This is a genomic window from Deltaproteobacteria bacterium (genome assembly GCA_016931625.1).
Taxonomy (GTDB): Bacteria; Myxococcota; XYA12-FULL-58-9; order XYA12-FULL-58-9; family JAFGEK01; genus JAFGEK01.
On sequence record JAFGEK010000158.1, the window covers coordinates 1 to 12,773 of the forward strand.

Sequence of the window (12,773 nt, forward strand, 5' to 3'; positions counted from 1 at the left end):
AGGGAATAGGGAATTTTAAGTGAGAGCTTATTCGAAATCGTCTCTATCATTCTCTCAAGAAAAGCAATTTTTGATCTTGCACCCTATTTTCAGGGGGTGTGTGACTGATTTTCGCAGAAATAGCTCAGACGTCTCTAACTGGTTGATTTACTCAAGAAATATAGAAACGTACTTTTTTATAAAAAAATAAATTTTTCGATCAACATTTTATTCGGTTCTAACGATCATTGTTTTATGGGCGTATTGCATGTTTCATCACGGTTAATTGACTCTCTTTTAGCGACACAGGAGGGAAATTTGCGCACACTTTCAGATATGGAAAAAGAACTTGAAGAAGTTAAGCAAAAGCTCGCCAACAAAACCGTTGATGCCTTATTAGAAAGACTTGAACCTGAAGATGGCAAAGCTAAACCATGCCCTCTTTGTGGCAAGAATGTTAGAGTGAGTATAAAAATGTACCACGTGAATTTGATGCATTAAGTGGCCATCACTGCATTAAGCGCAATTATTATTATTGCCAAGCCTGCAAACATGGCTTTTATCCTAAGAGATACCGAAATAGGATTACCAGCAGATGGTGATGTAACCTACGAGATGGAACGACGTATATTAGATTTGGCGGTTAACAGCACTTATCGTGAATGTGTTGAGCGCTTTGAAGTACATTATGGCCGTAGTCAAAAAGTCCATATAAACGCTTAACGATAATGAATGATGGTTGTATGTTGCCAGCCACTCATGGCTGCTGGAAGGAAGCGAAATTAGCAGTAATGCTACGCAACGATGAAGTAACTCCTAGTCGTTACATCGCTCATTTTGGTGACCAAGCTGGTTTTCGTCAAAAACTTGAAGCAGCCATAATGGCTGAGCGTGGCATGAGTTATGATGAAATGGTCTGGGTTGCCGATGGTGCACGCGGTAATTGGAACTTATGTGGTGATTTAACTATAAAAGTAACCGAGGTTTTAGATTGGGTTCATGCTGTATTAAAGGTGTCAAACGATATTGATTAGGGGCTGCTTTTAAGCGTTCGTTCAATAGCTATACTACAATAATATTAGCTAACCTTGAAATGAATAATAGCTCGTTCAAGTTCTTTTGAGAGATTGACTAAGGAGCTAACTGCATTACTGGTTAGATTTGTTCCTTCAGATGCTTCCCGAGTTACATTTGACATTTCAACCATCGAAGATGAAACCGTCTTAGTAGTTAATGCTTGCTCTCGTGAGGCAACTGCTATTTTCTCTGAAAGCATTACTGAGCGATCAACCAACTCTTGAATTGCCTGCAAATTTTGCTCAGCTAACTCAGAAAGATTTTTACCTGTTTGTGCTTCAATTTCTCCACGTTCTATAATCTCTAAAAGTTCTTTAGTGTCTGTTACAATACCTTTAACAATCAAAGCTACCTGCTTAGCTGATTCACTCGAACGATCAGCAAGATGGCGAATCTCCTCGGCAACAACACTAAAACCACGTCCGGCATCCCCAGCTCTTGCAGCCGCAATTGCAGCATTAAGAGACAATAAGGTTGATTGGTCAGTTATATCTTCAATTAGCTCAATTATATCGAATATGTTTTTGCTGCGTTTTTCTAATAAACGCATTTTTTTAGCCATTTCAATAGTTGTCATATTTATATTGCTCATCCCTTTTGCAACAGCGTTTACTGATTCTTTGCTTTGACTCAGATGCGATAAAACCTGATTTGCTGCTTTAGCAGACTGCTCGGCATTACCTGAGACCTCATTCATAGACATCGCCAATTCTTCACTAGCTGCTGAGGTATTTAGAACTTGCTCGCTAGCGTGTTGCGCGCCTTCAGCGATCTGTTGTGCAGCAACAAGAATTTCAGAAGATGTATCTGTCACTGTCCCTGCAAGTTCGCGTGCCCTTCGTAATAATTGAGCAAATCCTTCAAGCATGTGATTAACAGATTGCGCAATATCTTTTAGTGTGTCGTCATTTGCTTCAAAACGCTGGGTTAAATCTCCTTTAGCAGCTAAATTAACTACTTCAAGAAAAGCTTTAAGATCTTTTTCGCGTTGATCTTCGGCAACTCTTCTACTGGTAATATCAGTAGAAACCCCTACCAAACCCACCGGCTCTCCTGAGTTATCTTTAAGTGGTACTTTAGTTGCAAGGTACCAACGATTATTACGAGAATCATATTCTAATTGACTAATAAGTGGTTGGTTCGAATTCATTAAAGCTTTTTCAGCAGCTTTAGTTTGCTTAGCAAATTCAGCAGAGAAAAAATCTGCGTCACTCTTGCCTATAGCATCAAGAGGATTGTTTAATCCAAGTGCATGAGCATGAGCCTTATTAATATTGGTGAAACGACAGTCTTTATCTTTAAAATAAATAAAATTTGGCATATTATTCATAAGCACGTGCAAATAGTAATGTTCGCGCTGAGCTTTCATTTCGGCGAGCTTACGCATAGTAACATCAAGCGAAATGCCAAAAGTGCCGATGACTTTATCATTATTATATAGTGGCAATTTAGAAGTAGAAACCCAAAGTTCATGACCATCGCCAAAAGTTTCTTTTTCTTCAAAATCAACCTTTGGCCTGCGCGAATGCATAATCTCTTGTTCGTCACATAAAGCTAAATCGGCATGCTCAGAACTGAACATATCGTGATCACTTTTCCCCCAAACTTCTTCTTCACTCTTTACTCCTATACGACCAGCTAAAAATCGGCTGATGCGTAAAAATTTACTTTTATCGTCTTTAAAATAAATACTGCCGGGGAAAAATTTTAATAAATTATCAAGTAATAAACTTGATAAATAAAGAGATGAAAACTCGGACTGTAAACGCGATATCTCGCCTTTTTGCTGTTTTAAAGTTTGGTAAGCTGAATTAATCACCAAACCTAATAGAACAAAAACAGTTAATAATAATATGCCAATAAAGTAATTGCCGATTATTAATTCAAATATGGAACTGAAAAAAATTGATAAGAAAAGAAATACTACAATAATAATAGTAGATAGAGATATATCATTGCTTATTATCAAAGCTTGTTTCTTGTTCGATGGATTTTGACTTTTTCCAATTTGCTCGGCTGGTAGAGGCGCAGCCATTTTTTAAGCTCCCGTATCCCCCCCAAAAAAATGATAGTACTGCAAATAATATTAATTTTTAAACCTTATAAAGTAGAGATAATAAATATTAGTTAAATGTTACGCCAGTACTACAGCATATGTAAAAAAATTTTGTTCTTTTATAACGTTATCATCACTAAGGGGTGTCCCTGAGTTTTATATAAATGTTTTTATTCATAAATACTAAGAAATTTCGGGTCAAAAATATATTAAAAAAGCAAGGTTGCTATATTCGCTTGGCAAAGATACACACAGGCATCATGGAAGCAAACAAGCCTATTATTCATAATCCTAATGCTTTTGCTGCTGGTGATCCTATTACTATTATCGATGCTAAAGCTAGACGTACTTTCGCCTTTGTAATTCCTGGTAATCGCATTGATGTATCACAAGGCGCTATATTTACAGATGCTTTAATTGGAGTTTTACCAGGTGCTCGTGTCCGTACAACTGCAGGTCAAATTGTTGCGGTATACAGAACAACTCTTGAAGAATATGTACTACTAATGCCTCGCGCTGCAACTGTCGTCCCTCCTAAAGATATTGCATTTTTAGTACATTGGGCCGATGTTTTCCCAGGTGCTACTGTTGTTGAAGCTGGTACTGGATCTGGGGCTTTAACTTTGGGATTGTTAAGATCTGTCGGTGAACATGGATGTATCATAGGATTTGAGTTGCGTCCTGATCATGCCAATCGTGCACGTAAAAATATTGAAGCATGGCCTGATACACGTGGCTTTGCGTTTGATATTCGTATTGGAGATATTCATCAAGAACTTGGATCATTAGCTGATGTTGACCGAATCATTCTTGATCTACCTGATCCACAAAATGCTCTTGAAGGTGCGGCGCAAGCTTTAAAAGCTGGTGGATTATTAGCTGCATACGTTCCTGGCATTCGTCAAATTGATGCATTAGTACAAGCTGCTCTTAAACATAGAGAATTTGCTGAACCAGAAGTTGTTGAGGTTATGGCGCGACCATGGGTTGCTGACAGTCAACGATTAAGACCTGAACTACGGATCATTGGTCATACGGGCTTTTTAGCAAGACTTCGACGACGTGGCCCAATGTTGACAGAAAATGATTCGCAATAGCTCTTATTTGTGTGTCTAATTGATAAATTGCATTAGCACCAAAAACTATCTTTTATAATCTAACTTCATTGTGCTGTATATGGATTCTTGGCTGATTATGCGACTGCGCATGACTAACAACATATTCACCCACCGTACCAAGTAAACTCATTATTAAAGCGGCTGCTAAGGCCCAACTAAAACTACGGATCTCTAAACGATCAGTGATTAAATCAGTAATCTTCAACATAATTGCGTTCACAATCCACCTGGTAATAAATGCCAGTAAAAAACCTATACCAAGAGTACCTAAACCGATAGCGACAAAAAACAACCAACCTAATAGCCAATTAAGCAAACCAAAAATTGCAGCGACAACAATGGCGCTGCCAAAGTTACGCACCTGAAAGCCTGGAAGAATACGTGAAGTTATCCACACTGAAACTGAAAGCAAGAGCCAAGAGATAAGTATACTCATGTCAACAACCTTATCACTTTTAAATAGTTTGAGATAAAATCCACAATAAATACAATTCTGTCAGAAAATACCTACTTATTCTACTATTGTCTATTTATATATAAAAAGATTAAACACCTTTAGGTTTTGTGTTTATCATTCCAACTATCAGTAGCTCGCTTAAAAAATTCAAAGATCTCACGACCAGTATTTGCAACGCTATTTGAAATATCTTTAACGGTAGATATAAAAGGGTCTTTTGAAGATTTAAATGCATCTTTATAAGAAGATGCTGCGGCTTTAATATTTTTTATAAAATCATCATCCTGGTTTTCATCACGGTGCAAATAATCACCGCTAAGTATTTTTTGATAATCACCAGAGTCTACCCAATCACGCAATTCAGATACACGCAAAACCGGCAATGGGTGTGTTTGTCCTAATAACAGGGCTATTTTAAGCACTCCATCAATAACATTGCCGCCTTCACGATATTCTTCTGCTTGCTTAAAAAATTCTTCAATACTCATCTCATCTTTGGGACGTCCACCTGCTAGTTTCATAGCTACACGGTAACTAACATCAGCATCCTGCGAAACAAGCAAACCAGCACGGTCAGCAGTTAGTTCTGCTTTACGACTCCATTCTAACAAAGCCATTCTAATAACTGTAATTGCAAGTAATCCGCCTGGTATACCAATAAAGGCATACCACGCGCTTACCAACAATAGTAAAATAGTTGTATAAAGGCTATGACCACATAAAACATGACCTAATTCGTGACCTATTACGCACTGAAGTTCGTCGTCATCGAGTGCGTCGACTAATGGTGAGGTAAGCATGATGAACGGCTTGCCCATACCAATTGCAGCAGCATTAACTGCCATCTTTTGTGCAACAAACAATTCTGGGGGATCTTTAACATCAAGAATACGGCAAGCCTCAAGATAGTTTTTATGTAAACGCGGTAATTGCTTCTCATTTACGCGTACAGATGATGCTAAAAAAAACAAGCGTAGGCGTTTTTCGCCGACAATTGAAAATAATGTTTTTACTACCCAATCGATACCAGGCACCTTCTGCAAACTAAGTAATGCCGTACGGTCTAATGGGTGTTCAAATACATGTGGACTTATATTTGGAAAATCTTTTTTCATAATGAACTCCTTTTTTTTAAAAAAGCAGCTTATCTTTAAACACTATTATATGAACTATCTATTAAATTATGAGCGCTTACGTAGCAGTAACATCGAATATCTTAACTGGACGACTGCGCCCTTTTACTTGTGTTGGAGCTAACGATTGAGCACCTTGAGGTGAACGAGCACGTCGAAAAGTTTCATCATCACAAAGCACATTACCAGCAGTAGCAAGACCAGCTAAACGACTGGCGACATTTACCGCATCTCCTATTACTGTATATTCCATGCGACGTCTGGCACCTATTGCTCCTGAAACACAACGACCACTGGCAAGCCCAATACCAATGGCAATAGGCTCTTGACCACGATCACTACGTACAGCGTTGTAGGATTCAACTACTTCTTGCATCTCGCATGCAGCTTTTAACGCACGTGCCGCATCATCTCGCGTAGATACTGGTGTCCCCCATACAGCCATTAATGCATCACCGATAAATTTATCGAGAATACCACTATACCTAAAAACCACTTCAACCATTTGCTCAAAATATTCATTAAGCAGATTGACAACATCGCTAGCTTTGCTGCGCTCAGTTAAACTAGTGAAACCACGAATGTCCGCAAACATTACGGTAACCTCGGCCTCACTGCCACCCCGCTTTAACTCTATTTTGCGCGACATAACTTGTTCGACGACCATAGGAGATAAAAAGCGGCCAAGAAATTCGCGAAAACTTGCTTCTTCTTTTAACTGATGTGTTAAATAAGCATTTGATAGAGCTAAACCAGCACCAACACCTATACCACTTATCAACTCTAGATCTGTCGCACCAAACGCCCCAATTTCTTTAGAATTACCGACATGTAGTAAACCATATACATTATTTGCACTTGTTAAAGGTACACACATTAATGAACGTACCCCCGACATAACCACCGATTGTGCCGAACCCCAGCGAGAATCCGTCAATGCATCTGAGGCAAGCACCGCTGTGCGACGACGCATCACCTCTTCAACTATGGTGCGGCTGATAATAATACGTTCATTTGCAACACCATAATTACGATGAGCCCATGGTACTAACTGATGATTATCATCAAACAATAAAAGCGCACCGGTTTCAGCTTTTAGTAAACTAAAAGTCACCTCCAGGATTTTTTCGCACAAAGCACGTAAATCCGTAGTTTCTAATAAAGAACGCACCGCTGCAAACGCAGCACGCACGTGATTATGCGCTTGACGCAAAGCTTCGATATCTTCAATAGCTTGAGCTGAAGCTAAAACATCACCTTGAGATGTCGCGATTACTTTTGTTTTATCAATGGGACTTTCAGGTAAAATTGCAACTGCTGCAATAGATTTTTCAAGACTACCTTCAGGCACAAAGCTGTATTGATTGGCGCCCATTATTATGACATCGCCCTCAACCAAACGATGACGTTGGATCCGTTTGCCATTTACAAAGGTACCATTTGAACTGCTCAGATCACAAAGGACAAAGCCATCACTATCGGCAACTATTTCTGCATGAAATTTTGATAACTCACGATCATTAATTGTAATGATATTACCAGGTGCTCGGCCTATAGTAACTCGATGACCTAAAGTGATAACTGGTATTGAATTACCATTATCAGAGTTTATTGGTATCAATCGAGCTTGTGTAGAATTCACCTAAAAACCCTAACAGTTTTTTTAAAAAAAATAAAACTAGTGTTTAAGTATAATATTAACGCTTTCTCGGCAAGCTTGTGTATGCAAAATGAATTGTTGGATAAGGTGACGTTACGCAACATAGTGTCGATTGCTGATCGTAAATAGTACCTTTATGCTAGCTTTGCTTATATAGTTTGACCTTCTAATGAATACTGACTCTCATCCGCAAACTCGCCGTCTCGGTTTGTTCGATACAACTAGCGTTGGCGTTGGCGCTATTGTCGGCGGCGGCATTTTAGCCCTAGCGCCGTGTTAGCATTTGGCCTCAATGGCATCATTTTAATTCTACCGACAAAAACGCCAAAAGTGAAAATTGCTCGTCATAAAGAATGGTGGCAGCAACTCGCCCGTGAAGAATCTAGAGGTGATGCTCATGTACATGTTGTTCGAAGCGATAATGTTGCCGCAGAGATTATAGCTGAGGCGGTCTCTGCTGATCTCATATTGCTTGGTCTCAATCAAGTCCCTAATCGCCGCCGTGTCTTTGGTGATGTAGTAACCCAAGTCATCGCTCATACTAAAGCTGCGGTAATGATTATCGGTCAACGTGATTGATATTGCCTAACATCTGTTGGCGAAATGCCTGTTTATCTACACATCGTAACCGCTCGGCAAACAAAATAGCTTCAAGATCTCTCACCGCATCTTCAAGATGATCATTGATGATCCAATAATTATAAAATGATGCTTGCTCGATTTCTTGCTTGGCTACAGCTAATCGTCGCTGAATAACCGCCTCATCATCAGTGCCACGATTATGAAGACGTTGAGATAAAGTAAGAAGATTGGGCGGTAAAATAAATACCAAAACCACATCAGCTAGGCATGAATGTAACTGCTTGCCACCTTGCACATCAATATCAAAAAGCACATCAATACCAATATTCAGTCGCGATTCTGCTTGGCTGCGACTAGTGCCATAGTAATTATCGTGCACTTTAGCCCATTCAAGAAACATTGAAGCTTTGACCATTTGTGTAAATTCATCATTGCTGATGAAATGATACTCATTGCCATTTCGTTCGCTACCACGTGGTTTTCTGGTGGTGTGTGATATTGAGAATTCAATGCCTTGGGTACGTTCAAGCAGTTTTTGACAAATTGTAGTTTTACCGCAACCGCTAGGCGCTGAAACCACTAATGGTACTCCTCTGCGAGGCATTTTCATTGATTGCAAACGTGTGACAGTTTCAGTAGTTGAGTGGTCTTTTGGATCACCAACAATTTCTACACGTCCACCATAAGATTGAACGATTAATGCTTCTGGGACACTAGTCGCAGTATAATCAGTACCTTTCGCTTGAATATCAGGTCGTAAATGTTCGATAACATTGGCAACAGTTGGCTCATCAAACATTACAACAAAATCCACCATAGCAAGAGCGGCAACTATTTCAACTCGTTCACTTTGAGGCACAATGGGCCGGTTAGGGCCTTTTGTCTTTTTTACTGAGATATCACTATTAACTGCGACTACTAAATAATCACCAATAGCTTTAGCTGCCTGCAAATAGCGGAGATGACCAATATGCAATAAATCAAAAGCGCCATTAGCAAGTACAATTTTACAACCACGTGAACGTGCTATTGCAACTTTCTGTGCAGCTGCAGCTAAATCGCCTATACATCCCATGGTGTTAGCTCAACTTTGGCATGTTCAGCTGATGCAATAATTTCTGCTTCGCTAGCAGTTGCAGCGCCAACTTTAGTTACCACAACACCGGCTGCAATATTGGCTAAGATCATACTATTGCGTGTACCTAAACCAGCAGCAAGCCCCCCCGCAAAACCAGCTATCACGGTATCACCAGCACCAGTAACATCGGTGACTTCTTCATCGCCAACAATTTCTACATGCTGCGGTTGCTTGTGCGCGCTAAATAGGGTCATACCCCCTCTGCCTTGAGTTAACAAACATGCTTTTATCTGCAACTTTTCTATTATTTGCCGACCAGCACGATCTACCGCATGGCTATCATTAATTGCAAAACCTACTAACTGCTCGGCTTCAGGAATATTTGGCGTAACTGCGGTTACACCAGCAAAAGCTGGCAATTGATAACGCGAATCTACGCATACCGGAATACCTTTTTGCACCAATGCGCGAGCTGTTTCTATTAGTGAGTTAGAAGCAATGCCATAACCATAATCACTAATCACTACTACATCAGCTTTGCTGCCGCGAGCCAGTGCCTTTGCGGCAATAGATTCTAATAGAGTTGCAGGCAATTCTTCGCGCGGTTCATCGTCAATGCGTAATACTTGCTGTCGTGAGGTGCCAAATGCACCAGCTAAAATTCTTGTCTTCACTGGCATGATATAATCGCCAGCTTGTATGGCTGTGACATCAGCGCCAGCACTTGCAAGCATTTTCTTAAGCCGTACGCCGTTTTCATCATTGGCAACAACACCTACAACTTGGGTATTTAAACCAAAAGCTGCTAAATTTGCTGCTGTATTTGCCGCACCGCCAAGTCGATATTCAACTCGCTCTTTGCGTACTACAACCACCGGTGCTTCACGTGATACTCGTAAAGCTTCACCATAGACATAATTATCTAGTACGAGATCACCAACTAATACAGCTTTGCGACCGCGAATGGCTTTCAACGCTGGGTGAATTAATGTGTTTTGAGAAATCATTTGCCGTGACCATTACTGCTTGGACCGTCATCGACAACTGCATGTAGATGTTGATTGCTGTAGTGATCGATTTCTTGTAATAAAGAACGCGATTTTTTTGCTACTTGATGTTTAAGTTCGCGAGCTTCGTCTAAAGCTTTAAAATAATCATCAGCGATATTTAATGCCGCAAGCACTGCAAGCTTGGCACCAGGCAAAGGACCAGATAATGATAATTCGTCAATTTTACGTTGTAAGTAATTTACTAAACGTTCGACATGCTTTGTATCACCCCCAGTTTTAAGCACAAAACGCTGCCCTAGTATTTGTACTTCAACACTAGATTTTGTCGTATATTCAGCCCGGGTGCTCATAATTTTCCTATCAGCTACTTTGTGTATAGGTTCAATTGCACTTTGGTCAAGAGAACATAGCTGTAACAAAAGCACCTGCAGCAAAAGGTTGCAAATCTTCTGCTTTTTCACCAACCCCAATATAACAAACCGGCAGACTCAATGCGTCAGCGATAGCTACCACAACTCCACCTTTGGCCGTACCATCAAGTTTCGTTAAAATAACTCCAGTAAGATTTAATGCTTGATGAAATTCGCGCGCTTGCTGCAACGCATTTTGCCCGGTGGTGGCATCTACGACTAACCAAATTTCATCTGGAGCCTCTGCTTTGGCCTTGGCGACCGAACGTTTTACTTTTTTTATCTCATCCATAAGCGCCGTTTTGGTATGCAAGCGCCCAGCAGTATCAGCAAGTACTAAATCAGCCTTACTTTGAACTGCATGCTGTATGGTATTATAAATTACGCTTGCAGGATCAGCATTAGTGTCACCTTTGATAATACGGCTTTGGGTACGATCAGCCCAAATTGCAAGTTGTTCGGTTGCTGCTGCTCGAAAGGTATCACCTGCCCCCAGCACAACATCTAAACCACGAGCTTTTGCTTTTGCGGCAATTTTACCAATAGTCGTAGTTTTACCAACACCGTTTACACCAACAAATAATATAACTCGCGGTTTATTGCCTGAGTAAGCCAGAGGATCATTATTTGAAGCAGTGGTATCACTAAATGCCTTTAACATTTGCTTTTGCAGCATGTTTTGAATGTCGCTTTGCGTTTTTAAACGTGAGTTTTTTAACTCATCGCGAACCGCATCAAGAAGACACATAGTCATGCTTACGCCAACGTCGGAACTTAACAATACCTCTTCAAGTTGGTCGATGATATTTTGTTCGCCACCATCTTTGCCCGAAAATAAATGTGATAAGCGTTCACGAAAAGTTGATCGCGTACGAGCTAAACCTCTGTTTAGCGCTTCGATGGCTTTTGCGTCTAACTCAGCGCTGGTGACACTTTCAACGAATGGTTTGCTTGGCGCAACTGTAACACCTTTTCTTGCACTAGGTTTGGCTGTGACTTCAACAACCTGCTCTTGCTTAGTTTCGACTGACTGTTTTTTCTTAGCTTTTTGTATATCTATAGCTGAAGAAGAATCTAGGTTTGCTTGTTGCAACTCTGATTCTTTAAACTTAACTTCGCGTGCTTCTAGAGGTGTTTCGCTAAGTTCTTGCGCTCGACGTTTTTGTGCTTTGCGTAAAGCAAAGATAAAAAAGGCGATTAAAGAAATTACAAAAAGGGCCGAACCCCCTAAAACAGCTATCTGAACCAAATCAATTTGTGCTTCCATTTAAGTTCAGGCCTGTAGCTATCTGTGAAGGTAGTGTCAATGAGCATCGGGCACACTAATAGGTTCAATAACCACTAATGGATTAAAGTAACGACGTAAAAATCCACGGTCACGCGTTAGAATTCTATCTGCTCGAATTTGAGCATGCGCGCCCACTAAAAAATCTGGTATAAGTTGGCTTCGTTTGCCACCATTACGGCGATATTTGCACCATAAATCACCTGCCAAATCGGTGCATTTTTGATCAAAAGGATCAAAAGCAATGTTAGCATTATTTAATACGTACGCAATGGTTTCAGGGGCTTTTAATGCTGCTCGCAACTCTGCCCAAACGACAGGACATACAATTAAGGAGCCTTCAGAGTTAGCCCGTTGTAGTGAAGCAAGTGATGGTGAACAATATTTTGGATCATTAAGGATAACATCAAATAATACCGAGCTGTCGATGGCTGTAATCATTTGCCATCATCCAAATCATGCTCCCACGCCGGTCCGCGTAGCTGAGTAAGCAAAGCATCACTGTCATTTTGCCCTCCAAGCCCCACCAATGTCGCCATCTGGTCTTGGCTATCAATTCTTCTTACGATCAGTAAACCTGCATGCTCCTCAAAGCGTAATTCAGTGCCTCGATGGATACCTAAACTTTTACGCAAAGCTTTTGGGATAGTAACTTGCCCTTTTTCACCAACGATAGCTATTTGTTTCATAATTTTAATAGTATGAAATTCCTACTTAAAAATCAATACCAAGTTCACTGAAAATTATTAACATTGAAACCTGAATCTGGCCCTGTTACTGAAAAAAATTATCCCGAATTTTTAGCAACTCTTAATGAAATAAAAGAGTTAGCTAATAATACCGTAACTTCTCAAAAACCAATACACCGCCCGCTTGGGCGGGCGGACTTCTCAAATAAGAAACTTACTTGAAATTCTAGGCCCAGATG

Annotated in this window: 16 protein-coding genes and 1 pseudogene; 6 read left to right on the plus strand and 11 right to left on the minus strand. The window is 40.2% G+C overall.

Translation table 11 applies throughout. The features are described 5' to 3' along the window. Positions 1 to 297: 297 nt before the first annotated feature. From JW841_13315 to JW841_13325, 3 genes are read left to right on the plus strand one after another with little or no spacing between them, the layout of a single operon-like run. Positions 298 to 480 carry a hypothetical protein gene (locus JW841_13315; protein MBN1961919.1) on the plus strand — a complete coding sequence of 61 codons (183 nt, stop codon included), beginning with the start codon at positions 298 to 300 and terminating at the stop codon, positions 478 to 480. Between the two features lie 51 nt (positions 481 to 531). Further along, positions 532 to 702 carry a hypothetical protein gene (locus JW841_13320; protein MBN1961920.1) on the plus strand — a complete coding sequence of 57 codons (171 nt, stop codon included), beginning with the start codon at positions 532 to 534 and terminating at the stop codon, positions 700 to 702. Positions 703 to 707: 5 nt separating this feature from the next. Continuing rightward, a complete protein-coding gene (locus JW841_13325) occupies positions 708 to 1,013 on the plus strand; it encodes a hypothetical protein (GenBank protein ID MBN1961921.1) in 306 nt (101 codons plus the stop codon). Positions 1,014 to 1,057: 44 nt separating this feature from the next. On the opposite strand, the gene JW841_13330 is transcribed toward JW841_13325, so the two are convergent. Then, positions 1,058 to 3,091 (minus strand): PAS domain-containing protein, encoded by a 2,034-nt coding sequence (locus tag JW841_13330; GenBank protein ID MBN1961922.1) that lies wholly within the window; start codon positions 3,089 to 3,091, stop codon positions 1,058 to 1,060. A gap of 281 nt (positions 3,092 to 3,372) precedes the next feature. On the opposite strand from JW841_13330, the gene JW841_13335 reads away from it, so the two are divergent. Then, positions 3,373 to 4,209 (plus strand): methyltransferase domain-containing protein, encoded by an 837-nt coding sequence (locus tag JW841_13335; GenBank protein ID MBN1961923.1) that lies wholly within the window; start codon positions 3,373 to 3,375, stop codon positions 4,207 to 4,209. 52 nt (positions 4,210 to 4,261) lie between these two features. Here JW841_13335 and JW841_13340 read toward each other — a convergent pair whose 3' ends face one another. From JW841_13340 to JW841_13350, 3 genes are all read right to left on the minus strand, one after another. Next, positions 4,262 to 4,666 carry a phage holin family protein gene (locus JW841_13340; GenBank protein MBN1961924.1) on the minus strand — a complete coding sequence of 135 codons (405 nt, stop codon included), beginning with the start codon at positions 4,664 to 4,666 and terminating at the stop codon, positions 4,262 to 4,264. 119 nt (positions 4,667 to 4,785) lie between these two features. Further along, a complete protein-coding gene (locus JW841_13345; GenBank protein MBN1961925.1) occupies positions 4,786 to 5,802 on the minus strand; it encodes a M48 family metallopeptidase in 1,017 nt (338 codons plus the stop codon). Between the two features lie 76 nt (positions 5,803 to 5,878). Further along, on the minus strand, positions 5,879 to 7,462 hold the full coding sequence (locus JW841_13350) for an FHA domain-containing protein (protein ID MBN1961926.1): 1,584 nt from the start codon (positions 7,460 to 7,462) through the stop codon (positions 5,879 to 5,881). A 291-nt stretch (positions 7,463 to 7,753) separates the two neighbouring features. Between JW841_13350 and JW841_13355 the strand changes: the two genes are divergently transcribed. Continuing rightward, positions 7,754 to 8,059 carry a universal stress protein gene (locus JW841_13355; protein ID MBN1961927.1) on the plus strand — a complete coding sequence of 102 codons (306 nt, stop codon included), beginning with the start codon at positions 7,754 to 7,756 and terminating at the stop codon, positions 8,057 to 8,059. Here the strand turns inward: JW841_13355 and gmk are convergent. The 7 genes and pseudogenes from gmk to JW841_13390 all read right to left on the minus strand — a co-directional run bounded on the left by gmk (position 8,040) and on the right by JW841_13390 (position 12,534). Beyond that, positions 8,040 to 8,666: a guanylate kinase gene (gmk, locus tag JW841_13360; GenBank protein MBN1961928.1), complete on the minus strand. Its 627-nt coding sequence runs from the start codon at positions 8,664 to 8,666 to the stop codon at positions 8,040 to 8,042. The two genes, JW841_13355 and gmk, sit on opposite strands and share 20 nt — an antisense overlap. Positions 8,667 to 8,672: 6 nt before the next feature. After that, a pseudogene (locus JW841_13365) lies at positions 8,673 to 9,137 on the minus strand (adenylyltransferase/cytidyltransferase family protein). Then, positions 9,125 to 10,147, minus strand: coding sequence for a bifunctional hydroxymethylpyrimidine kinase/phosphomethylpyrimidine kinase (locus tag JW841_13370; GenBank protein ID MBN1961929.1), 1,023 nt, complete (start codon positions 10,145 to 10,147; stop codon positions 9,125 to 9,127). Before JW841_13370 ends, JW841_13365 begins: the two are co-directional and overlap by 13 nt. After that, positions 10,144 to 10,500, minus strand: a complete 357-nt coding sequence (locus JW841_13375; protein MBN1961930.1) for a cell division protein ZapA — start codon at positions 10,498 to 10,500, stop codon at positions 10,144 to 10,146. The genes JW841_13370 and JW841_13375 overlap by 4 nt, the downstream gene beginning before the upstream one ends. A 46-nt stretch (positions 10,501 to 10,546) precedes the next feature. Continuing rightward, positions 10,547 to 11,827 carry a signal recognition particle-docking protein FtsY gene (gene ftsY, locus JW841_13380; protein ID MBN1961931.1) on the minus strand — a complete coding sequence of 427 codons (1,281 nt, stop codon included), beginning with the start codon at positions 11,825 to 11,827 and terminating at the stop codon, positions 10,547 to 10,549. A gap of 36 nt (positions 11,828 to 11,863) precedes the next feature. After that, entirely contained in the window at positions 11,864 to 12,286 is a 423-nt protein-coding gene (locus JW841_13385; GenBank protein MBN1961932.1) for a PIN domain-containing protein, read from the minus strand. Beyond that, positions 12,283 to 12,534 (minus strand): AbrB/MazE/SpoVT family DNA-binding domain-containing protein, encoded by a 252-nt coding sequence (locus JW841_13390; protein ID MBN1961933.1) that lies wholly within the window; start codon positions 12,532 to 12,534, stop codon positions 12,283 to 12,285. Before JW841_13390 ends, JW841_13385 begins: the two co-directional genes overlap by 4 nt. Before the next feature lie 63 nt (positions 12,535 to 12,597). On the opposite strand from JW841_13390, the gene JW841_13395 reads away from it, so the two are divergent. Further along, positions 12,598 to 12,756, plus strand: a complete 159-nt coding sequence (locus JW841_13395; GenBank protein MBN1961934.1) for a hypothetical protein — start codon at positions 12,598 to 12,600, stop codon at positions 12,754 to 12,756. Positions 12,757 to 12,773: the final 17 nt, after the last annotated feature.